Origin of the sequence: Paenibacillus hubeiensis, assembly GCF_032334105.1 — a bacterium.
Taxonomy (GTDB): Bacteria; Bacillota; Bacilli; order Paenibacillales; family Paenibacillaceae; genus Paenibacillus; species Paenibacillus hubeiensis.
In genome coordinates this window covers 122,511-144,014 of sequence record NZ_JAVYAE020000016.1, presented here as the reverse complement: position 1 = coordinate 144,014, position 21,504 = coordinate 122,511, and the positions used below count along the sequence as shown (strand labels likewise).

Annotated in this window: 21 protein-coding genes; 11 read left to right on the top strand and 10 right to left on the bottom strand. The window is 52.1% G+C overall.

Annotation, left to right across the window (positions count from 1 at the left end; genetic code table 11):
- Positions 1–345: 345 nt before the first annotated feature.
- From queF to RSX24_RS27645, 6 genes are all read right to left on the bottom strand, one after another.
- Positions 346–837, bottom strand: a complete 492-nt coding sequence (queF, locus tag RSX24_RS27670) for a preQ(1) synthase (RefSeq protein WP_236415359.1) — start codon at positions 835–837, stop codon at positions 346–348.
- Positions 838–899: 62 nt separating this feature from the next.
- Positions 900–1,676: a 7-carboxy-7-deazaguanine synthase QueE gene (gene queE, locus RSX24_RS27665; RefSeq protein WP_343262376.1), complete on the bottom strand. Its 777-nt coding sequence runs from the start codon at positions 1,674–1,676 to the stop codon at positions 900–902.
- Positions 1,677–1,725: 49 nt separating this feature from the next.
- On the bottom strand, positions 1,726–2,217 hold the full coding sequence (gene queD / locus RSX24_RS27660) for a 6-carboxytetrahydropterin synthase QueD (protein ID WP_236415357.1): 492 nt from the start codon (positions 2,215–2,217) through the stop codon (positions 1,726–1,728).
- Positions 2,214–2,894 (bottom strand): 7-cyano-7-deazaguanine synthase QueC, encoded by a 681-nt coding sequence (gene queC, locus RSX24_RS27655; RefSeq protein ID WP_343262375.1) that lies wholly within the window; start codon positions 2,892–2,894, stop codon positions 2,214–2,216. Before queC ends, queD begins: the two co-directional genes overlap by 4 nt.
- Positions 2,895–3,282: 388 nt before the next feature.
- Complete coding sequence (locus RSX24_RS27650) at positions 3,283–3,990, bottom strand: AIM24 family protein (RefSeq protein WP_236415355.1); 708 nt, start codon at positions 3,988–3,990, stop codon at positions 3,283–3,285.
- 18 nt (positions 3,991–4,008) lie between these two features.
- Positions 4,009–4,464: a hypothetical protein gene (locus RSX24_RS27645; RefSeq protein ID WP_236415354.1), complete on the bottom strand. Its 456-nt coding sequence runs from the start codon at positions 4,462–4,464 to the stop codon at positions 4,009–4,011.
- 513 nt (positions 4,465–4,977) lie between these two features.
- On the opposite strand from RSX24_RS27645, the gene RSX24_RS27640 reads away from it, so the two are divergent.
- From RSX24_RS27640 to RSX24_RS27630, 3 genes are all read left to right on the top strand, one after another.
- Positions 4,978–5,145: a hypothetical protein gene (locus RSX24_RS27640; RefSeq protein WP_236415353.1), complete on the top strand. Its 168-nt coding sequence runs from the start codon at positions 4,978–4,980 to the stop codon at positions 5,143–5,145.
- A gap of 209 nt (positions 5,146–5,354) precedes the next feature.
- Positions 5,355–6,050 (top strand): hypothetical protein, encoded by a 696-nt coding sequence (locus RSX24_RS27635; RefSeq protein ID WP_236415352.1) that lies wholly within the window; start codon positions 5,355–5,357, stop codon positions 6,048–6,050.
- A gap of 169 nt (positions 6,051–6,219) precedes the next feature.
- Positions 6,220–7,185 (top strand): helix-turn-helix transcriptional regulator, encoded by a 966-nt coding sequence (locus tag RSX24_RS27630; protein ID WP_236415351.1) that lies wholly within the window; start codon positions 6,220–6,222, stop codon positions 7,183–7,185.
- Positions 7,186–7,219: 34 nt separating this feature from the next.
- Here RSX24_RS27630 and RSX24_RS27625 read toward each other — a convergent pair whose 3' ends face one another.
- Positions 7,220–7,888, bottom strand: a complete 669-nt coding sequence (locus RSX24_RS27625) for a 3'-5' exonuclease (RefSeq protein WP_343262371.1) — start codon at positions 7,886–7,888, stop codon at positions 7,220–7,222.
- Positions 7,889–8,427: 539 nt separating this feature from the next.
- On the opposite strand from RSX24_RS27625, the gene RSX24_RS27620 reads away from it, so the two are divergent.
- Positions 8,428–10,254 (top strand): proline--tRNA ligase, encoded by a 1,827-nt coding sequence (locus RSX24_RS27620; RefSeq protein WP_343262374.1) that lies wholly within the window; start codon positions 8,428–8,430, stop codon positions 10,252–10,254.
- A gap of 469 nt (positions 10,255–10,723) precedes the next feature.
- Here RSX24_RS27620 and RSX24_RS27615 read toward each other — a convergent pair whose 3' ends face one another.
- The 3 genes from RSX24_RS27615 to RSX24_RS27605 form a co-directional block, all read right to left on the bottom strand.
- Positions 10,724–12,526, bottom strand: coding sequence for a 5'-nucleotidase C-terminal domain-containing protein (locus RSX24_RS27615; RefSeq protein ID WP_236415349.1), 1,803 nt, complete (start codon positions 12,524–12,526; stop codon positions 10,724–10,726).
- Between the two features lie 180 nt (positions 12,527–12,706).
- The gene (locus RSX24_RS27610; protein ID WP_236415347.1) at positions 12,707–13,123 is read right to left on the bottom strand and encodes an ImmA/IrrE family metallo-endopeptidase; all 417 of its coding nucleotides are present in this window, start codon (positions 13,121–13,123) and stop codon (positions 12,707–12,709) included.
- 42 nt (positions 13,124–13,165) lie between these two features.
- On the bottom strand, positions 13,166–13,612 hold the full coding sequence (locus RSX24_RS27605; RefSeq protein ID WP_236415405.1) for an XRE family transcriptional regulator: 447 nt from the start codon (positions 13,610–13,612) through the stop codon (positions 13,166–13,168).
- A gap of 379 nt (positions 13,613–13,991) precedes the next feature.
- Between RSX24_RS27605 and RSX24_RS27600 the strand changes: the two genes are divergently transcribed.
- The 7 genes from RSX24_RS27600 to RSX24_RS27570 all read left to right on the top strand — a co-directional run bounded on the left by RSX24_RS27600 (position 13,992) and on the right by RSX24_RS27570 (position 21,337).
- The gene (locus RSX24_RS27600; protein ID WP_236415345.1) at positions 13,992–14,474 is read left to right on the top strand and encodes an ArpU family phage packaging/lysis transcriptional regulator; all 483 of its coding nucleotides are present in this window, start codon (positions 13,992–13,994) and stop codon (positions 14,472–14,474) included.
- A gap of 92 nt (positions 14,475–14,566) precedes the next feature.
- Positions 14,567–16,258 carry a GAF domain-containing sensor histidine kinase gene (locus tag RSX24_RS27595; RefSeq protein ID WP_343262370.1) on the top strand — a complete coding sequence of 564 codons (1,692 nt, stop codon included), beginning with the start codon at positions 14,567–14,569 and terminating at the stop codon, positions 16,256–16,258.
- On the top strand, positions 16,255–16,983 hold the full coding sequence (locus RSX24_RS27590; RefSeq protein WP_343262369.1) for a response regulator: 729 nt from the start codon (positions 16,255–16,257) through the stop codon (positions 16,981–16,983). The genes RSX24_RS27595 and RSX24_RS27590 overlap by 4 nt, the downstream gene beginning before the upstream one ends.
- Before the next feature lie 232 nt (positions 16,984–17,215).
- Positions 17,216–17,782 (top strand): NADPH-dependent FMN reductase, encoded by a 567-nt coding sequence (locus RSX24_RS27585; RefSeq protein WP_339276507.1) that lies wholly within the window; start codon positions 17,216–17,218, stop codon positions 17,780–17,782.
- 68 nt (positions 17,783–17,850) lie between these two features.
- Positions 17,851–18,303 carry a VOC family protein gene (locus RSX24_RS27580; RefSeq protein WP_339276509.1) on the top strand — a complete coding sequence of 151 codons (453 nt, stop codon included), beginning with the start codon at positions 17,851–17,853 and terminating at the stop codon, positions 18,301–18,303.
- 32 nt (positions 18,304–18,335) lie between these two features.
- Positions 18,336–19,010 (top strand): VOC family protein, encoded by a 675-nt coding sequence (locus tag RSX24_RS27575; protein WP_343262368.1) that lies wholly within the window; start codon positions 18,336–18,338, stop codon positions 19,008–19,010.
- Between the two features lie 476 nt (positions 19,011–19,486).
- Positions 19,487–21,337: a DUF4127 family protein gene (locus tag RSX24_RS27570; protein ID WP_343262367.1), complete on the top strand. Its 1,851-nt coding sequence runs from the start codon at positions 19,487–19,489 to the stop codon at positions 21,335–21,337.
- The last annotated feature ends 167 nt before the right edge of the window (positions 21,338–21,504 follow it).

Genomic DNA, 21,504 nt, shown 5'->3' with positions numbered 1-21,504 from the left:
CTTTGGAATTCGAGCAACAGTATTACCAAAAAACCTCATAAACGAGAGTGTCCACTTTATTGACAGAAGAGCATGAGGTTCGTTAGCCGCCTATACACCATGTTAATGTGCCTGAAGTTCGCTCGCGCGGTCGACCATTGCGATATGTGGGCGTTGTGCCGATCTATATTACCGTTCCAGCTTTGCCGTATCCGATGCGATAAACGCAAAAAAAGGAGCGATTCTTCCCCGCAGGGTGCGGGAGAATCTGCTCCTATGTTAGAGATCCGTGATGCCAACTGGCTGAATCACCCTTGAAGGGGGCACCGAGTGCTGGGTCTATGACTAGTCGCCTAAGTTTACCTCTTAACGGTTATCGACCGTTTCCGGGTACATGTCATGGTTCAACATGCGGTGCTCGGCCATCTGCTCGTATTTCGTCCCCGGTTTGCCGTAGTTGGTGTACGGGTCGATGGAGATGCCGCCGCGCGGCGTGAACTTGCCCCATACTTCGATATAGCGCGGGTCCATCAGCTTGATCAGGTCGTTCATAATGATGTTCACGCAATCCTCGTGAAAATCGCCATGGTTGCGGAAGCTGAACAAATACAGCTTGAGCGATTTGCTTTCTACCATTTTGACGTCGGGAATGTAGCTGATATAAATGGTGGCAAAGTCAGGCTGGCCCGTGATCGGGCACAAGCTTGTAAACTCCGGGCAGTTGAATTTCACGAAGTAATCGCGGTACGGATGTTTGTTGTCAAAGCTCTCCAGAATGCCAGGATCGTATTCAAACGTATATTTCGTGCCCTGGTTGCCCAGCAGCGTCAAGTCTTGCATCTCGTCAGGTTGTCTCATTGTCGTTCCGTAACTCCTTTAGGTTAAAATCCATATATTTAATCGATAGCCCGTTCATTGGGCTACACGCCGCGTTTATTGCCCCATACAAGCGTATGAAGCTGCGGCAGCACGCGAACGTCATTCAACGTCTCGGAGCCGCTCACCTTGTCAATCAGCCACTCGTAGCGTTCGAGCAGGGAGGAGGCAAGGTCTGCTGTATCCGCTGACGAGACGTCAGGATTCCCGGTTTGCAAAAAGAGAGCTGTTCCCGGATACCGCTCATGCACGCGCCGGGCATAGTCCAGGTCTGCCTCGTCAAAAATGACGATTTTCAGACTCATGCTGCGGTTCGCTGGACGCAGCGCCAGCCGCTGAACCAGATCATCCAGCACGCCCCAGTCCGTCTCCATGCCGGAGCTGGGTGGCTTCGGCGAGACGGTGACTTCGTCAATGTCCGCCAGCCAAGGCTGCCAGCGCGAGCCCTGCGTCTCTACCGCCGTGCGGATGCCCTGCTCGCGCAGCAATTGCACCAGCCCGCCCAGCGAAGCAAGCAGGGCAGGGTTGCCGCCGGAGATCGTGACGTGCGAGAAGCGGGCGCCGCCGATGCGGCGCAGCTCCTTCAGAATCTCCTCCGGCGCCATCATTTTGATCTGGTCCTTCCCGGTGCCGTCCCAGGTAAAGGCCGAATCGCACCAGGAGCAGCGGTAATCGCAGCCTGCGGTGCGCACAAACATCGTTTTTTGCCCGATGACCATGCCCTCGCCTTGAACGGTCGGCCCGAAGATTTCCATGACCGGAATGCGTCCCCCGCGTCCGCCATTCGCAGACCTGCTTTCCGGTTCGGGACGTGAGTCCATCATGGCTGGCGAATCCTGGGTTCTGTCTGCTGACGCATGCTGCAGGAGGTTATCCATCGATCATCCACTCCCGTCTCGCTTCCGCGTAGCTGGTAGGTGTCTCGTACAGACGAACGAATTCGGTTCGTCCCCCTTCGGCGAGGGATGCATAAGGCTCCGACTGCAGCGCCAGTTCCATTTGTTCGAACAGCCAGACGACCATATTTTCGGCCGTGGTGTTCATCAAAGGTAGGGTTTCGTTCAAGTATTGATGGTCGAGATACCCTTCCATGCGTGTTTTCCAAATGTCTTTGATATGTCCAAAATCAACGGTAAGCCCGGTTTCTCCCGGATAACCGCTGATGCCAAATACGACTTTGTACGTATGTCCGTGCAAGTTTTTGCACTTGCCTTCGTAACAGTGCAGGTGGTGCGCGGCGTCAAAGGTAAACTCCTTGCTGACCAGCACCCGTTTGCGATGATAGCGAAGCTGTGCAGGCAAAATGTCTTCGTCGATCCGCTGCAGCCGCTCAACGATGCGGAACGTTCCCGGTTCTCTCATCGATGATCCGCCCCCGGTATCCCTGTTTGGGTGCGTTGTTCGAGATAACGATCCAATCCGGCTCTCCGCAGCTTGCATGCCGGGCACTCGCCGCAGCCATCGCCAATGACGCCGTTGTAGCAGGTAAGCGTACGTTCGCGCACGTAATCGAAGGCGCCGAGTCGATCGGACAGCTCCCACGTTTGGGCTTTGTCCAGCCACATCAGCGGCGTATGGATTACGAACGGGTAATCCATCGACAGGTTAAGCGTAACGTTCAGCGACTTTACGAAGGAATCCCGGCAATCCGGATATCCGCTGAAATCCGTTTCGCATACACCGGTGACCAGGTGACGCGCACCTTTTTGTTTGGCCATAATCGCGGCAAAGCTGAGGAACAACAAATTTCGTCCATCGACGAACGTGCTGGGAAGCTCGCCTTCCTCATGCGTGATCTCCACATCCGTGCGGGTCAGCGCGCTTGGCGCAAGCTGATTCAGCAGACTCATATCGAGCACGGTCTGCTGCACGCCCAGATCGTGTGCGATCGCCGCCGCACATTCGATCTCCAGTTTGTGCCGTTGACCATAGTCGAAGGTGACGACTTCAACTTCGGCAAACTGCTGTTTAGCCCAGAACAGGCAGGTGGTGCTGTCCTGGCCGCCGCTGAATACAACGACTGCTTTTTCTTCGTTCAACATAAAAAAAACCTCTCCATCTTCTTAAGATCGATTCAGGCCAAAAGCCTGCATCGTCGAAGAACAGAGAAGTTCATGAACTGGCATCCATCAAAAAACACACCTTCCCGCAAACAAGCAAAAAAATGCCTGCGAAAAAGTGATCTTAGTTTTTTACATACAGATTTATCCTTCGCCATGCGGTTTCAGACGTTGTTCTGTACGCAGCACATCCGGCCGTCAGGCCTGAAATGCGCTGTAGAGGGAGTTCGCGAACCTCTCCCATGCCAAGCGGCATGGATTTTCTTCTTCAATTGTCCGGTTCAGTATAACACAATTTCAACCTTGCAGCACATGTTCTGCGGCGATCCAACATTTGACTGTCTGCAGCGGTTCGACAGGCCGGCGCTTATTTAATCAGAATGTTGCCGAACGGAATGACTTCTTTCAAGATTCGTTTGAACAGGCCATCGCCATCGTTGACGTCCCGTTCCAGCCTGTGGTTCTCGCGGCCTGCCTGAAACAGGACAGGGCCGTGTCCCGTCATTTTCCAATGATAGTTCATGTGTTGGCTGGCCAAGTGGTTGCCGTATACCGTCAGTTCCAGATGAGCATTTTCAGGATAGGCAATGACGCTGCCTGCATCCACGTACAAGGGAGCGGTGGGGTGCAGTTCCTGTTGGCACACTTGTCCCTGGGTCAGCAGGCCGATTTTGCCGTGGCCGGAAAACTTCATTTTCACGGCGTCCCGGGTGATGAACATATTTTTGATCTTCTGGATTTTGGTGTGCATGGTGACGCCGTCCGAATAAAAGAACAGATGGCGAAAGTCGTAGAGCAGGTCGCTCTCGGCCGTCAATTCCACTTCCTTCATGGTGAAGCCGGGCGGGAGTGCAGCCACAAACTGGCAAGGGCCGGTGATTTCGGACTTGATCAGCTTTTTTTTGCGGTACATGCCGGAGATGTTCATGAATTTGTCGTTGCGGCTGCTGCTTGGCCCTCGAAAGGCGACGATTTGCTGGGGGTGTAAAATATGAAGCCGGTCTTCGGGCGTAAGCGAGAACTTCACCACTTGACCGGCCCCGTCCGCTTCGACCGTGTTGAGGTTAATGTGCATGTCGTGGCTCCCTATTCTTTATATTCGGCCTGAACGGCGACGCATCCCCCAACGCATCACGCGAATCAGGATGAAATACCCCAAGATGAGACAAACGGCAGTAATGACTGTGGTTTGAATGCGTTTGGCGGTGACGTTGCGAGCGTTCTGCTGATCTTGAAGCTCGCTGACCATTTCGGTCAGTTTCTGGTTTTGGGCGACCAGCTGCTCATTTTGGGCTTTGAATGCCTCGACATTGGCCTCAGCTTGTCCCAACTGCGCAGAGGTTTCGTTCAATTGTTCCAACGTTTGCCGATAGCTTTCCTGCAGAGCATTCACTTCTCCCGGAAGCTCCGATACCCGTTCCCAACTGCTGTATATGTCTGAAAAGATGTTGGCATGTGCCGCATTTACGGTGTGCGTAAACGAAAACGCCATGATCGCGCATGCAGCGAGCAAAATTCGAAGGGTTCCGTGTTTCGACCGTTTGGGCATAGAGGCACCTTCTTTCGATTAAAATCGGTATATTCCGCGTTTCTTGGTACGGAAGGAAAATCACTATTACATTATACGTCAAAATCGGCGCAATGGGTTCAGTACTTCCTTCAGTCCCCAGTGAATTTTTGTGTTTGATCCTACGGATTTTCGGGTAATGGACATAGTCGGCCCCGGCGACTGATCATTAAATGATTAACCGCGTTTGCGTATCTGCTTTTCCCTTGGCGAAAACGCCGCTATATATGTTGAACTAGACATTTACACGATAACGGAGAGGGCAGAACCAATCTGGAGAAGCGGAGCTAAAAGCTTTCTGTAAGAAAGCTCCATCGAAAGCATACGTTTCGCATTTATCACCGGATTTTCCCCTTAAATAAGGGGATTAAAAAAATCTGGGATAACAGCGATTGGAAGATGGTACTGCGCCCGCAGTGGCCTAGTGGGATTTATTAATACGGTAACGAACAAAATATAATCATTTTCACATTGAACGAAAAGGAGTAGAAATCGATGCATACGACAGAACACACAGCACCTACCAAAAAAATAACCATTACCGTCAACGGAGAACCGATTGGAAGAGATTTGATCATAGATAGCATCACCTACGTTCCCGTGCAGAACGAACAAGACGGAAGGTCGCGAGGCGAATGGAGAGAGCGATCCGACTCATTGTAAAATTGGGACTTGGCAACAGATAGAACGGAAAAGCTTGGCTGGAGCCAAGCTTTTTTTGGGTCAAATTCTGTCGCATTTCGGCGGTTTTAGGCGAAGGGGAAAAAGTTTGTGGAAAAAAATGAAGGGAACATATGTTCCGTGACAATATAGTGTCCATTTACCCTGATAACTTAGAAGATAATACATATAAATCGGGGGAGAGACTACCAGTGAACTCAGTCTTTGAAGTAAGTTATTCGTGGAACAGAGAGGCCATTCCGACGGGGGGAGCCGACCCCGTATATATGTTGATTGAATGGCGCAGCGGTGCCTTAGCCAAAAGACCCAGAAAGACGGCACCCAAAATCGTGTCGCGTGACTTGGAATTGTTGCTCAAACCGGAATTCGGAGTTCGGCTTAAGGGAGTCTATGGTTGCCGCTCCAAGGAAACGGATATTGGCTGGGTTCTCAGGTTAGGTGACGTCTACAAAGGCGAAAGCAAAAAAATACTGCTTGAATTCGCGATGTCTCCCCGACTTTCGGGAAAGGTGCCTGTTTGCTCGGCGTATTGGAGCACCCGGAAATTAAAGCAAAGCCAAAGGGTATTGCTGCGAAGGGAACAATTGTACATCCAATACACAAGCCATCTGGGCATGTTACGCCAGCCGGATAATCCGAAGGTTGAAAAAAGCATCAAGCTCAACGAAACGGTGCCTTTGATCAAACAAGCCTTGCGCGCTTATGAACGGGGGCGTATACAAGAGGGAAGCGATATTTTGCGCAGGCATGCAGATGCCTTGTTAATCGAAGCGGTGCGCAAACAAGATATCGAATATTACGAAGAGGCCGAAATCGTCGAGAAGCTGCGTTGCCATTATGGAATGACTTATGCGGACTTGCCGCATGACAGACGCGAAAACGCGTAATAGGGAGGCTGAAAACAACGTTGGCCTGACTGATGAGGAAATGGTTGTATCTACATAGATAATAAAGGTGAATATAATAAACAGGTCGAATGTACTTAACAACATAACGAAATATTAATAGAGGTTGTGTTGAATTTCATTGAAACAACATCATGGAGGGCCGGCAAAAATGACAGACCGACTGATCCGATTAATGCGCATTATTACTCTGGTGCAGGCCAAGCCGGGAATACTGGCGCGAGAACTTGCGGAGCGGTGCGAAACAACGGAAAGGACGATATATCGCGACATGGAGGCCCTCAGTGCAATGCACATTCCCATAGCCAACATGGGACATGGGAGGGGATACATGTTTATCAGCCAATTTGCCATGTACCCTTTGAACTGGTCTGATGAAGAAACCCAAGCCTTTATGCACCTTGCTGACGTCATGGAGGATATTCGGCCTTTGCTGAAGCCGGCATTCGAGAGCGCTTATGAGAAAGTGGTGGCGTCAACCCAGAAAAACAAGAAGGAACGCGTAGCATGGTCCGAACAAATCGGCAATCTGTTCAAGGTCGGCATGCCTGTTTCACAATACGACGACCAGACAGAGGAAACGGATGATACGTTGGTCAGATTGTTCGAAGCCTGCATTTCGCAAAACACGGTCGAAGCGGAATATGCTGTTCAGCACGCCAAAGCGATGGTTCGAATTGACCCGTATTGCCTCATCCCTCGCGAGTATCGGTTTGATTTGCTTGCTTACTGTCATTTATCGGAGGGATTAAGACGTTTTCAGGTCAACCGCTTGAGGAAAATCCGGGTGATGTCACGCACGTTTCGAAAGGATGATTATTTGTTTAAATCGTACTTCCGGATGCCTTTGGCTGAACGGGGTACGGAATGGATTTCGTTCAGAATTCGATTTTCCCCCGCTATTGCCGATCAGGTATCACAGCAACCGTTCCTCGTACGCCCGGCGGTAACGAAGGAATTGGACGGTTCCCTTTTGCTTGAAACCGCGGTTAGCGATGATCAGGCCTTTTTGGGTTGGCTCGCCCAATACGGGCCCGACGCCGAGATTTTGGAGCCTGAAAACTATCGGAAAATGATGCAGGAACGCCTCAGGCAATGGCAGCGGTTATACGGATAAAATCAGTCCGATGCCTGGGTCGTTCCCCTTTAGCTTACTCTTTCGATTCGAAGAGATGGGCCAGATTACCGAAAGGGGATTCCTTCTCATCGTCTTCGTGGCTGGAATAAACGACTTTCGACACCAGTCCTTCATCATCCGCAGCACAATTCGTCTCCAATGCAAACCGATCGTACTGATGAATGAACACCTTTGCCGTATTGATGGCATCGTCCAAAGCCCGGTGCTGTGTTCCGTCGAACTCGATCCCGCAAAGCTCCAGAGCTTGGGCAAGGCCCATCTGCCGGAATTTTCCCTCCTTCCGCGTCGTGCGCGACCACTGTTGTTGCAAATCATTATGGTTTTTGATCCAGGCGACGTCCAGCCCATGGGTACGGCAGTGTGAAATCAGTTTGCTGCGATCGTCCGGCCCCCAGGAACACATATAATACGTTTCGTTGCCCATCCAGGCAATGAATGGTTTGATCGCTTCCGGAAACAGAGGGGCGGCATCGATATCCTTTTGCGTAATCCCCGTAAACTGAACCGTGTCTGTGGAAAGAACGGATTTGTTGGAAGGTCTGACGTAGGAGTGGAACGTATCGGCAATATACAGGCCGTTCTCTCCCTCGGAAACTTTGACTGCACCGATATCGATAATTTCAGAGGAATAGCGGGCATTTCGGCTAACCGTAAATTCAAGGTCATAAATGATATATGGCATGGGGTTGGCTCCTTTTACACATCGTTCTATTCAGAAAGCTTGGACCATAGAGAATCCGGATTCGTATAAAGTCTATAGATGTTACGATACTCTCATCCGATCGATGATGCAACACGCCTGTAAAATAATATGATGTGGTACGTAATCAAGGCAATGATCGCGGCTCTGGCGTCATTTTTGGAATAACGGTTGACAAAGAATTACATATGCACTAATGTGATCAAAAATGAGAACAGCGAACAACGAGGACATGATTGCGTTCCCCGGCATCAACAGAGAGGAAACCGCCTGGTGAGAGGTTTCTGCTGCCGCAGCGCAATTCCCGCCTCGCCAGCTGCGGTGGAGAACGCCTTCGGGCTGCAACCATTGCCGGGAGAGCCCGTTATGCTCAAGAGGACTGCGCCGTGTTTAAAGGCTCCAGTCGAATAAGGGTGGTACCACGACACATTCGTCCCTTGACGAGTGTGTCTTTTTTGTTTTGCCGGGGTTCCCGGGTGTGGTTTGTGCATCGCAAAATAATAATAAGAGGTGTATGTATGATGCGTCAAAGTGAATTGTTAGCTCCAACATTGCGAGAAGCGCCAGCCGAGGCGGATGCAGTCGGTCATCGTTTACTATTGCGCTCCGGGATGATTCGCCAGCTTGCGGCAGGCATTTACAACTATTTGCCGCTTGGAAGGCGTGTTCTGCTGAACGTCGAACGGATTGTGCGCGAAGAGATGGATCGGGCTGGCTGCCAGGAAGTGCTGATGCCGATCATGCAGCCGGCGGAGCTGTGGGAGCAGTCCGGCAGGTATTCGCAGTACGGTCCCGAATTGATGCGTTTCAAGGATCGTCAAACAAGGGAGTTTGCATTGGGCCCGACCCACGAGGAAGTGGTGACAGCTATTGCGAGGGATGAGGTGAATTCTTATCGCCGCTTGCCGTTCACCTTATACCAGATCGGCACGAAATTCCGGGATGAGCGCCGTCCGCGATTCGGCCTGCTGCGCGGCCGGGAATTCCTGATGAAGGATGCGTATTCCTTTGCATCCAGTTGGGATGAGCTGGATGTGACGTATCAAGCGATGAACAAGGCGTACACTCGCATTTTTGAGCGCTGCGGACTGGATTATATTTGCGTTGAGGCGGATGCGGGAACGATTGGCGGCCAGGGCGAAACGCATGAATTCATGGCGCTGGCGGAAGTGGGCGAAGATACGATCGTTACCTGCAATCACTGCGGTTATGCGGCCAATCTGGAAAAAGCGGGATACAAGTCACTGTCTTCGGAGAATGTAGCGGAGGTTTCGGCGGATACGTTCATTCGCGAAGTGTTGGCCTACATTGCAGCGGATGAAAATAGAGGGGATTCTGTCGAACGGACGACGAGTGGGGTTGATGTGAAAACATGGAAGGAGAACGGGAAAGAGCCTGTCAGGGTGCATACGCCGAATATTCGTTCCATTGCCGAGCTTTGCGCGTTTACGGGCCAAGGGGCTGAACGCATGATCAAAACATTGCTCTATCGGGCCGACGGCAGGCTGGTTGCTGCACTTGTTCGAGGGGATCACGAACTCAACGACGTTGCGCTTAAACAGGTTTTGGGTGCGGAAGAACTCGAGCTTGCCGACGAGCAGGCATTGGCGGAACATGCCGAGCTGAAAGTGGGTTTCCTGGGTCCCATCGGCCTTGACCTTCCAATCATCGTGGATGCCGACGTGGCCTCCATGACATGCGCGATCGTAGGCGCCAATGAAGTGGATTATCATTGGGTGGGCGTAAGGCCTGGCCAAGACTTTGCGTTGGAGCATGTCGATCACATTCGTTTTGCCGCGGAGGGTGATGCGTGTCCGGTATGCGGCGAGCCGCTTGCATTTACGAAGGGCATTGAGATCGGCCATATTTTCAAATTGGGCACGAAATACAGCGAGGCAATGGGGGCCTCTTTCCTGGACCGGAACGGCCGTGAGAGCGTGCCGGTGATGGGATGCTACGGCATTGGCGTATCGCGCCTGGTGGCCGCGATTGCCGAACAGCATGCAGGCGAAAACGGGATACGTTGGCCGGCAGCCGTTGCTCCGTATCAGGTGCACCTGATTCCGCTGAACTGGAAGGATGCGGCGCAGCGTGAGCTTGCCCTGAAACTGGAGCAGCAACTCGCGGATGCCGGGTATTCGGTTCTCGTCGATGATCGGGAGGAACGGGCCGGCGTAAAGTTTAACGATTCGGAATTGTTTGGCTTGCCTGTGCAAATCGTCATCGGACGTGGAGCAGCGGAGGCTAAAGTGGAATTGGGGTCGCATGCTCTTGCAGCATCCGGCGTGACGGGCAGAATCGACATGAGTGCTTCAGAGGCCTTGAATTATGTAAAAGAGCAGTTGTAGTCCGGTTCGGTGCAGCCGGAAATAATGCTAGGACCGAATAATTTGCGATAGGTTGAAACTACTGCCAAACGGGACAATGGACATGCTGATTTCAAGCGTTTTTTAAGACTAAATAACTAAAATTTTAATTTTTTGGTTTTCTTTTGTCAGTCGACTGATCAAATGTTTTATTTCGGCCAAACATGATGAAATCGTGTTGTGTATTTATGTAACTGAATGGCTGGTCATCGAGTGGTTTCCTTTCGAAGTTACCGCATCACCTCTGGAAAGTGAAACAATTGAGCCATAGTTCATGCCCCTGCTCCATTATTTCATCGTTGGGAAATTTCGAGAGCAGGGATTCATTTTCCACCCTCTAAAGAAAAAGGATGTCCCGCCATCGACCGCGGGACATCCTTGTAGTTTTTGAAGCGTCTCCTATTCGGGGTCATCAATGAATGCCGAGGGAGACGTTAACTTAACGTATTTCTTAAGAAGCCGCAGGCAGCTTCAGTTTTTGTCCTGGATAAATCCAGTGAGGGTTTTTGAGACTGTTCAGTTTTTGCAGAGCTTGCCAAGTTGTGCCGTGTTTCTTGGAGATGGAGTACAGGGTATCTCCGGATTTAACGACATATACGTTGGCTGGTGCCGGTTTGGCTGGTGTTTCCGGTTTGCTTGGTTGCGGTTTCGTCGGCTCTGGTTTAGGCTCGGTCGGAGCAGGCTCTGGCGCTGCCGGTTTTTCCGGCTCCACGGCAGGAGCTTTTGCTTCTTCTTTGATACGCCCATCGGTTTTGATATTTACCGCGCCAAGCTTTTGCATGTAGTTGATCAATGCTTCATCCATTGCGCCGTACATGCCGGAGATGGAATATTTGGTGAACATGGTGTACTCGTCGCCGCCTACCGCTGTGAAGTCATTGGTAGCCAGCTTGTAAGTAGCTTCCGGATCAAGGGCTTTGCCGCCTACCGTCACGGAGTGAACGCGGTTGCCTTTGTCCGCAGAAGCATCGATGCTGAACTTGATTCCGGATACTTGCGGGAAGCCGCCGCTTGGCTCAGGATAAGAGGCTACGCCGTTTTCCAGTGCTGCAAGGATATCCGCACCTTTGACATCGAGCGATACGACTTGGTTGCCAAAAGGAAGAACGGTGATGATGTCACCTTTGGTTACAGTACCTTCTTTGATGGAAGCGCGAATTCCGCCGCCGTTGGTCAATGCAATATCTGCTTGGGCAACGTCGCGAAGCGCATCGGCGAGCAGGTCGCCCAGATTGGATTCGCCTGCGCGAACTTGCGCACGTTCGCCGTCCAGGTGTACCGCCGTATTCGCTACTTCTTCTTTAAGGATAGGCTCTTGTTCTTTTTGGATGGAGCTGACCAGAGCAGCTACCTTTTCATTGGGTTTGATGTCTTTGGCTTCGGTTTCGTCAATCAGCGTGGCTTGCTTTTTCGTCACTTTGCCGCCGTCTACCCACAGGTCGATCACACCTACATAGTTGGTGTATTCACCGGCACTTGCAATCAGCGTTCCATGGTCGGATACGAGGCCGTCCTGCAGAACGGTGTGACTGTGTCCGTCGATGAATACGTCAATGCCAGGCACTTCTTTTACCACTTTGAAGCTTGTATCCGTACTGGAAGCGTCTTGTCCAAGGTGGCCCAGCACAACGACGACATCCACTTTGCCGCGAATTTCATTCACAAGCACTTTTGCTTCGGCAGCAGGGTCCGTAATATCGAGCCCTTCCACGTTTTTCGGATTTGTTTTGTACATCGTTTCCGGCGTGGTCAGGGCGATAATCCCGATTTTGACCCCGTCCACTTCCTTGATGATGTATGGATCGAACAGACGAGTTCCGTCTTTTTTCTTCACGTTGGCGCTGATCATCGGGAAATTCATCATATCCGCCAGCTCAAGCAGACGCTTGGAGCCGTAATTGAACTCATGGTTGCCCGGAACGATGGCTTGATAGCCTATTTCGTTCATGACTTTGACGATGCTCTCGCCTTCGACCAGTGTGGCGAAGGTTGTTCCGTGAACGGCATCGCCGGCATCAAGCAGAAGCGTGTTGGGATTTTCGCTGCGATACTTGTCCGCAATGCCCGCAACTTTGGCAAATCCCATGGCCGGTGAAGCTTCAACAGCACGCGCGTGCGTGTCGTTCGTATGTAGAATCGTAATGTGTTTGCCCGTGCCGGTAGTTGTGTCCGTTGCAGCCGCGGCAATACTTACGCTGCCAAACAGCAAACATACCGTTAGCAGAAGTGAAACGTAAGTCTTCCAGATTTTCATATGAATCCGTACCCTCCCCAAAATAATAATCTACTAAGCCGGACCCGGCTCACGTCATATTTTAACAGACTATATTAAGGAAATCTCGCGATTTGCGTAAAAATACATAACCTGAAGATGACATCTGTCCGCCTTTATCGACCGGCAGTCATTATTTTGGAAAACGGAGACCGTATGTTCTTAATGTGGGTGAAAAAAATGCTGCGCTTCACGGGGCAAGCCTGTACGCAGACAAAATTTTTCGAGCGGTTCATCCGGCTCGGGGGTGGTTCCAAAAGTCAGCAAGGCGATGGCAAACCGGTTGGCTTGCCTCTCCAGTTTGCCGGGAGCAAAGTAAGAATGCTCCTCCAGGAAAAAGCGGTTGATTCCCTTATGCAAACGGTCGTGCCCCAGCTCATGGGCGCATACGAAACGCTGCCATTCCGGAGGCAAATCGTTGTGTATGACGATAAATCTGCGCCGCAGTTTTCGGAAGTAAAGCCCTTTGGTCGATTTTCCCAAATTGGTGAACCGAATCTGTATGCCCAAGGCCCTGGCAATGCTGAACGGGCAGTTCGTCCGGTGTTTTCGAATCAGCTTGTTTACGATGTCATCCATATCAAACCACCTGCCGCAGGATTTGGTATAGGGTGCAGTGCTTCATTGGCGATCGTCCGGCTCGTTTGGCTTCTTGCGTTTGTTCATTTTTTTGGCCTCCCAGAATAGCCCGGTAAGCACGTCCTTGATTCGCTTTTTGTCTTCGGCATCGAGCGGAATGCCGTCGAACATCAGATCATCTTCCTCTTCCAGCATCTTTTTGAAATCCCTGCGGTCCTTGTAGGTTGCCCACTCGGGTGCATCGGCCATTCCGGGAACAGAGCCTGTTTCTTCGATATATCCTGCTCTTTGCATCATGTCGGGGTAGGATGCCGATAGCGCGTCAGCGAGCTTGCGAATCGTTGCAGGTTTGGGAACGCCCCGGACGCCGTTCTCGATTCGTGAAATTTGCGAATTGCTAATGCCGGCGGCATCGGCGAGTTGGTTGATGCTGAACCCTTGCTGTTCCCGGAGATGTTTAAGGTACGGACCAAATGCGTGTTCCACAATTCATGCCACTCCTTTTATATAGGGAATCATTTGTTGCAAATAATATAACGCATTTATACCTTAAGGTAAAGGAATAAGATATTTTGATGCCAAAAGGCAAAGAAAACGAGAGAATGGCTTTAGTTATGTCTGCAAAATGAACGGATATGAGGGTTTACTCTGCTCTCCAGAAAGTGGTATTCTCAAATAGAAATACGAACAATATGCGAACACAATGTAAATTATAAGCTATTTTTCCCTGATTGTGTAGTGCGATTTCACCGGAACGGGCGACCTATGCCGTGTTCCAAAAGGCAATGAAATCGCCGGAATTTGGGTGTTGCATTCATGGTGGAACAGAAGAACTCTAATTCGAGAGGTTAACTAGGAGGGAACGAATATGGAAATGACATTGCCTGAATTGGATCGACGGAAAACGCAGGCCGCGGTGGAAGCGGCTTTGGAAAAATACCGCATTTATAAAACGGTCGCTTTTGAGGAGCGCGAGGCGATGGTGACGGCCAGTTATACGGCTCGATTTCATGGCGCAACCAATGTTACGGGCGATTCGACGGCCCGAACGGCGATCCATAACGTGGACGTGCGGCGGGCAAGGCAGGCATACTGCGATACGATCGAAACGATTGTTTCAAGGCTGAGCGAAAAGGAACAAATTCTCGTGACCGAAAGATATATGAAGGATGACGATGTTTTTGATTACAAGGTGTACAACCACGTGTTCGATCCGCCCGTAAGCAAAGATACGTATACGAAAATCCGCACGCGTGCGTTCTATAAAATGGCGCTCGCGCTGGCTGACCGCGGCCTGATCAACATGGATCCGCTGGCCTCATCCCGCACGGAACGCAAGAAACTCGGCTGACCGCTGCCGATGCTGCGGGAACTTCCCTAACCTCCGCCGATTGTATACAATAATGGAATGATTACTCGCGGAGATGGGAGGGAGCAAGCCAAATGTCGGAACAAGCCGGAATCAGGGAAATGTACACGCTCAAGACGATTGCCGAGACGCTGAACACATCGAATGATCTTGGAGCGATGATGGATACCGTCGTAGGCAAGCTGCTTGAATTGACCGGATTGACTGCCGGGTGGGTATTTCTCATCGGGGAGCGCGGCAGCTACCAATGCATCTCTGACGAGCATGTGCCGCCTGCGCTTAAATATCGCGGCGGGGAACCGATGCGCTGCGGTACCTGCTGGTGCGTTAACCGATTTTGGGACGGCCGCCTGGACAACGCCGTCAACATCCTGAATTGCAAACGGCTGGAGAAGGCTGCCTTGCATGCATGGGGAGACACGCAGGACATCACGCATCATGCGACCATACCGCTGAGATCGGGGGAAAAGCTGCTCGGACTGCTGAACGTTGCTGCACCGGGCAAGGCGCATTTCAGCGATAGCGAGCTCGCATTGCTGCAGGCGGTGGCCTATCAGATCGGCAGCGCGCTGGAACGGATGAGATTATATCGCGCAGAGCAGCGAAGGGCTGACCTGTATTCCAAGCTGGGCGAGTTCGGCAATGCCATGGGACAAGTCGTAAACGAAGCCGCAGGATCGGAAAATCTGGCCGGAACCGCCATCCGGCTGATCGGAAAATATTACGATTGGCCCATGATCCTTTTTCTTGTCCGGGAGAGCAAAGATTCTATCATCCAGGCCGATTATGTTCGCGGTTCAGGCATGCGTCTGCGGAAACGCCTTTTGTTGGAATCGGAGGCGGATATGCTTCCCGGCATGTTTGAACGCGAGACTTCAGCCGTGCTAAGCCAAGAGGAGATTGTCGCGATTGGAGCCGGCGGCGCGTTGGAGGCCGCATTGCCTGAACTTAGAGCAGGTGCGGTTGCTCCTGTTACATACGGAGCGTCGGAGGAGAAGGGATTGCTGGTGATCGGCAGAGATACGCTGAATGACGATGTACAGGCCGACCTGGAGGTATTGGAGGCGCTCGCGGACCATATCGGAACCGCATGGGAAGGAATGAAGCTGGCCGAACAGCGGCGCGAGCTGGCTCGGCTGGAGGAACGGAACCGACTGGCCAGGGATTTGCATGATTCGGTCAACCAGATGCTGTTTTCGCTGTCGCTGACGGCACAGGGGGCGGAGAGCATGCTGCCCGACTCGCCTGAGTGGGTACTCATCCGAGACGCCATGCAAGATATCCGCTCTCTGTCCAGGCAGGCGCTGAAGGAAATGCGGGCATTGATTTTGCAGCTCCGGCCAGCCGGGCTTGAGCGCGGGATGCTTGAGGCATTGCGCGAATATGGCACAGGGCAGGGGCTGATTGTGAGCGCCAGCTGTACCGGTATGCGATCCATGCCGCGCAGCATCGAGGAAGGGTTATGGCGCATCGGCCAGGAGGCGCTGAATAACGTTCGCAAGCACGCCGGAGTAAGTGCTGTCGACATTAGGCTGGAACTGGACGCGGAACAGGTGATGCTGACGATTAAGGATAAGGGGAACGGCGGGGCCAAAAGGCGTGGCGGGCAACCGCCGGGATCGCTGGGTCTATCCATCATGCGGGAACGGGCCGAGTCGCTCGGCGGCCGATTGGAGCTGACCAGTTCGACGCGCAAGGGAACTTCGGTGAAAGCGGTCATTCCTCTTCCGCCCGAACCGATCCTGAGTCAGGAGGAACATCGATGAAGATTCGAATATTGCTTGCGGACGATCATACGATGGTGCGCCGGGGGCTGTACCTGTTTCTGGCCACGCAGCCTGACATGGAAGTGGTTGGCGAAGCGGCAGATGGTTTGGGTGCCTTGGAGCAGGCGGGCCTGCTCCGTCCGGACGTGGTGTTGATGGATTTGCACATGCCTGGATTGAACGGAATTGAAGCATCAGCCCGTTTGCGGGCCGATGTGCCGGAGAGCAGGATCATTGTGCTTACGTCGTTTTCGGATCAGGATCATGTCGTGCCTGCGGTACAAGCCGGGGTGAAAGGGTACCTGTTGAAAGACATCGAGCCGGAGCAGTTGGCCGCAGCCATACGAAACGTGCATGCAGGCAAGGTCGAGCTCCATCCGGCTGCAGCGGAACAGATCATGCATATGCTCGTTTCTTCCGAGGTGCCCATGAACAGGGCGGGATCGCTGCCTGTTCAGCCTAACGTTCAGGAAGCAGCGGATTTCCCGGCCAAACCGGCGATGGATAGCAAAGAAGCCGATCACGGCCTGAGTCTTCTCACCCGGCGCGAGCGCGAAGTATTGGCATTGATCGCGCAGGGCATGAATAACCGGGATATCGCTGCCAGGCTGGTCATCACGGAAAAAACGGTAAAAACCCATGTCAGCCATCTGCTGGACAAATTGGGTCTGGCCGACCGCACGCAGGCTGCCGTGCTGGCTGTTCGCAACGGGTGGATGGACTGACGCGTTAGGCGGGCAGATTCCGCAATAAACTACGACCAAAGTCGTAGAATTTTTCCAAGCTCAACCGAGAGGTTGAGTTTTTTTTGTGTGGAAAGTTACATCCATATACTGACGATCCGAAAGCGTTGTTGACTGTAGAATAAGAAGAAAGAATGGCATAAAGCAACCTGAAAGACCTAAAAAACCGAGATTTAAACATCCAATTTGCCTCAAACTTGAAGGAGTGAGTGATATGAACGTTTTGGTCATCACCGGCAGCAACCGAAAGCATGCAACCAGTACGCGTTTGGCGGAGTATGCGGCTCAATTGATCCGTGAAAAAGGGCATGATGCCGTCCTGTTTAACTTGTACGAAACACCTCTTCCGTTCTACGCACCGGACGAAAAAATGGAGGACAACACCCATGTCGCCGAGTTGAAAAGCCGCATGCTGGAAGCCAAAGCCGTTATTTTGGCTACGCCGGAGTATCATGGCAGCATTAGCGGCGTGCTCAAGAACGCGCTTGATCATCTGGGTCAGTCCTATTTTAGCGGCAAACCGGTCCTGTCCATCAGTTCATCCGGCGGGGCGGTAGGCGTCAGCTCCTTATTGCAGCTGCAAGCCATCGTCCGCAATCTGCACGGCATTAATGCGCCGGAATGGATCTCGATCGGGGGTTCGCAGCGGCGACGATTTGAGGCGACCTATGACGGATATGAAGAATACGAAGCAAGTTCGGACATTGAGGAACGTGTGCAGCGCGTCGTCGGTTCGTTCCTGCAGCTTGCGCAGGCGCTGAATCCGGATCAGAAACCATGATATAAGGTAAAGCTCGCAAATTGACCGAAGATCTTGATGACAAAATTATACGAGGAAGCAGGGATCCCATGATTAAAGGCATTTTTGAAACCCATCTTAACGTAACCGATTTGGAAAGGTCCCATCGATTCTATGAGCAGGTCGTTGGATTGACGTTTGCCTACGGGCAGCCCGAGCGGGGAAGAAGCTTTTATTGGATCGGCGGGAAAGGCAAGGCGATGCTGGGACTTTGGCAGAAGGACCCGTCCGAGGTGCTGCGTCAGCATTTTGCGTTTGAGGTATCGCTCGAGGACATGAAACATGCAGTCGATTATTTGGAAGGCCGGGGCATCAAAACGCGTAACTTCCTGGAGGATGATATCGGCGATCTCTACGTATTCGGCTGGATGCCTGCCGTATCGGTATATTTTACAGACCCGGACGGCCATTCGCTGGAATTCATCTCGATGCTGCCTGACGAAGCCAAACCCGAGTTGGGCATGGTGCCCTGGAAGAAATGGGAGCGAATGCACGGACGCTGAAATCTTACAACATTCGATGAGGAGGAGACAGCATGATTATTGAAGAAGTCCGGTTATATACGGCACATATGAAAGAAATGCGGCATTTTTACGAAAACGTGCTTGGCCTGCCGGCGGTGACGATTACGTCGGATTCGTTTTCGCTGCAAATTGGATGGACGCGCATGGTTTTCGTGGAAAGCCCGGCGATCTATGAGCCGTTTTACCATTTCGCCTGGATGATTCCGTCAAACCGCTTCCGCGAGGCGAAGGCTTGGATCTCGGAGCGTACGACGCTGAATGTTCACGAGGGCCGGGATGAAACGTATTCCGTCAATTGGAACTCCCATTCCTTGTACTTTGAGGACCCTTCCGGCAATATTCTGGAGCTGATCGCGCATCATACGGTTCTGAACGAAAGCGATCATGCCTTCGGGGCAGGGGATTTGGTTAGCGTATGCGAGATTGGGCTGGTGAGCGAAGACGTATCCCAATCGGTGCTTGAACTCGGTCGGCAGGGATTGGAGCCTTGGCGTGAGTGGAGCGATACCTTCGCACCGATCGGGGATGTCAATGGTTTGTTCATCGTGGTGAAAAAGGAACGCATCTGGTTTTTCTCCGATAAGCCGGCGCAAATTTTCCCAATGACCGTGACCATTCGAGGTGTGGGCGCGATGCATCTGGGAAGCTGGCAGCAACTGAAGGAACAGCGGACGATCGAAAAATAAAATAGGTGGAAAAGGGAGGACATGGCTTGATTCGTCAAGCGGGGGTCCTCCTTTTTTTATGTAAAACCCCACGTTTTTCCGACTTGGCCCCGACGATATTCGTACACAATTCAGGCGTCAAAGCGGCAGCGCCAGCGCGGAAAAAAGGTAAGATGGATTTATCCGATCGGCAGGGATGAAGGCATTCCTTAGCTTTTCGGGTAGTAATAGAAGAAAATATTGATTATATAAGTTGAACTATACATTTTACACGATAACGGAGAGGGCAGAACGAATCTGGAGAAGCGAAGCGTTCGTTTAAAAGCTTTCTGAAAGAAAGCTGCATCGGAAGCATGGGTTTATCACCGGATTTTCCCCTTGAACAAAGGGAATCAAAAAAATCTGGGGATAACAGCGATCGGAAGATGGTTCTGACCACGTAGTGGCTCCGTGTAGAAATCATTCGTTCAACTTATATAGACAGGAGGTTTCATGATATGAAAACAGTAGTGTATGTTCCGCTCGATGATCGTCCGGCAAATCTGGATGACGTCATCGTGCAAGGAAAAGCAGCCGGTCTCCATATCGTTGCACCGAACCTGAACGATATTGAAAATCGGCTGGACTCGGAAAAAAGCGTGGATGGAACGATGCTGCTTGGTACATCGACCCCGACGTACGGCAAACCGTCCCGAATTCGCGATTTTATCCGAAAGCATGCGGCAGCGGCCGACGGATTCGTTATTTCTGCCGATATGCTGGCCTATGGCGGATTGATTGGCAGTCGTCAGCTGCGCGACCACGGCGGGGCGAATTACCCGGATTATGATGCAGAAACGACAGCGCTGCTGGACGTGATCCGGGAAATTAAGGAGAAGTATCCGCGCAAGCCCGTTTACGTGATGGATACGATCATGCGGCTGGCGACGACGTCCTTTGCGGATGGTTTGACGTTGGACGCCTATAATGAGTCCCGCACCTTAATGCAGCAGCCGCGCAAGGCGTTCACGGCGTTCGAGGATATTATCGCAGGGTACAACGTGTCGCCGGACGGCGTGGAGTATGGGGACACGACCTATTTTGACAAATCCCGGTACTATAACACGAGACAGCATAAATTCAAAAGCAATCGTTACATTCTGGAACGTTTGGCACGTGAGGGATATATCGATTTCCTTGCGGTCGGCGTAGACGACGCCAACACGCAGGGTGTGCAAATCAATGAAATCCGCTATGTGGAGCAGCGCATTAACGAATGGCTGGGCGGAATCGACGGGCAAAACCCGGAACGCGCCATCATTTTGCCTGACGCGGATGGACTGGGGCATTCCCTTGTCGCCCGCATGGCGAACCAGCTTCATCGCAGGGGAAAGAAGACAACCTATGGCGTCACGTATTACGGGCCGCACGGCTCCACGATCATCAACACGTATGAATACATGGACGTGCATCAAAATTTGGTCCGGCATGTGGACATTGTCGGCGGCAAGCTGGTGACAGACTCCGCTTCTCCAGAGGTTGAGGCAGAAACGGAAACGGCCGCCGCAAGCGTAACCAGGGAGAGCGGAGTCGGTAATCCGGGTAACGAAACGGACGGATTCAGCGTAGACAGCGAACTGGATCGGATGACCGGCCAAAGCGCGGGAACGGCGAAGCATCGGTATCCCGATCTTTCGATTATTGCGATCACGGCCGAAAATCGGATTCAAGAGGCCATGGCCCATCTTGCTTCGAACGGCGAAAAGGGTGTACCGACCCTCGTGATCGATTTCGTGGGCAAGGGGCCGGCGAATCCGGCTGTAGCCGAAGCGCTGCTGGATTCGCCGCATACTGGGAAACTGCTCGGTTACAGCGCATGGAACACGCCGGGCAACAAAATCGGCATGGCCGTGGGCATGGGACAGTCCCGATACGCTTTTTTGACCACAGAGTCGCATCCGCGGGCGCTGGCCAAAGCGATGGATGCGCAAGGGTCCCTGCTCTTCAAACGTTTCCTAAAAGATTACTATTACAAGGCGGTAGCCATCGCCGATATCCGGACTTATTCCAGAGCGCATGCGCTGTACACCAATGTGGCGACGTTATCGGACCAGAACATGCTTCTGTTCAATTCGGCTGAGGACTACGCGTATTTGCAGCGGCTGCTGCGCGACCTGATGCAGACGCACACGGCAGCGCTCGGAGCCAAGCCGGCCTTTGCTGCCGGAAGTAAGGCCATCTTCCGAATTTGCCATGGCGACGCTTTTTATGCGGAATATCTCCGCACGGAGCTGGCATACGACAATCCGGATTTTATCTGGTGGCGTGCGTTCGAAATTACGTTAAGCCCTCAGGCCAAGCTGAAGTAAACCCAAGAACCTTGTTTTCCGCAATACTGCGGGAGACGGGTTCTTTTTTTTGGTTGATCATAATATCGATTTTCCCCTTCCGCAAAGCGTCGTCTTTTTTCCGCCGATCCGCCTGCCTAATCCGCACGGAAGTCGGACGGAACACCATCCGCGCTAGGAACGGAACG

Excerpts from the sequence above, each read along its gene's own strand:
- queF (WP_236415359.1), bottom strand. The coding sequence starts at position 837 with ATGAGACAACCTGACGAGATGCAAGACTTGACGCTGCTGGGCAACCAG.
- queE (WP_343262376.1), bottom strand. The coding sequence starts at position 1,676 with ATGGACTCACGTCCCGAACCGGAAAGCAGGTCTGCGAATGGCGGACGC.
- queD (WP_236415357.1), bottom strand. The coding sequence starts at position 2,217 with ATGAGAGAACCGGGAACGTTCCGCATCGTTGAGCGGCTGCAGCGGATC.
- RSX24_RS27650 (WP_236415355.1), bottom strand. The coding sequence starts at position 3,990 with ATGCACATTAACCTCAACACGGTCGAAGCGGACGGGGCCGGTCAAGTG.
- RSX24_RS27645 (WP_236415354.1), bottom strand. The coding sequence starts at position 4,464 with ATGCCCAAACGGTCGAAACACGGAACCCTTCGAATTTTGCTCGCTGCA.
- RSX24_RS27640 (WP_236415353.1), top strand. The coding sequence starts at position 4,978 with ATGCATACGACAGAACACACAGCACCTACCAAAAAAATAACCATTACC.
- RSX24_RS27630 (WP_236415351.1), top strand. The coding sequence starts at position 6,220 with ATGACAGACCGACTGATCCGATTAATGCGCATTATTACTCTGGTGCAG.
- RSX24_RS27625 (WP_343262371.1), bottom strand. The coding sequence starts at position 7,888 with ATGCCATATATCATTTATGACCTTGAATTTACGGTTAGCCGAAATGCC.
- RSX24_RS27620 (WP_343262374.1), top strand. The coding sequence starts at position 8,428 with ATGCGTCAAAGTGAATTGTTAGCTCCAACATTGCGAGAAGCGCCAGCC.
- RSX24_RS27615 (WP_236415349.1), bottom strand. The coding sequence starts at position 12,526 with ATGAAAATCTGGAAGACTTACGTTTCACTTCTGCTAACGGTATGTTTG.
- RSX24_RS27610 (WP_236415347.1), bottom strand. The coding sequence starts at position 13,123 with ATGGATGACATCGTAAACAAGCTGATTCGAAAACACCGGACGAACTGC.
- RSX24_RS27600 (WP_236415345.1), top strand. The coding sequence starts at position 13,992 with ATGGAAATGACATTGCCTGAATTGGATCGACGGAAAACGCAGGCCGCG.
- RSX24_RS27595 (WP_343262370.1), top strand. The coding sequence starts at position 14,567 with ATGTCGGAACAAGCCGGAATCAGGGAAATGTACACGCTCAAGACGATT.
- RSX24_RS27590 (WP_343262369.1), top strand. The coding sequence starts at position 16,255 with ATGAAGATTCGAATATTGCTTGCGGACGATCATACGATGGTGCGCCGG.
- RSX24_RS27585 (WP_339276507.1), top strand. The coding sequence starts at position 17,216 with ATGAACGTTTTGGTCATCACCGGCAGCAACCGAAAGCATGCAACCAGT.
- RSX24_RS27580 (WP_339276509.1), top strand. The coding sequence starts at position 17,851 with ATGATTAAAGGCATTTTTGAAACCCATCTTAACGTAACCGATTTGGAA.
- RSX24_RS27575 (WP_343262368.1), top strand. The coding sequence starts at position 18,336 with ATGATTATTGAAGAAGTCCGGTTATATACGGCACATATGAAAGAAATG.
- RSX24_RS27570 (WP_343262367.1), top strand. The coding sequence starts at position 19,487 with ATGAAAACAGTAGTGTATGTTCCGCTCGATGATCGTCCGGCAAATCTG.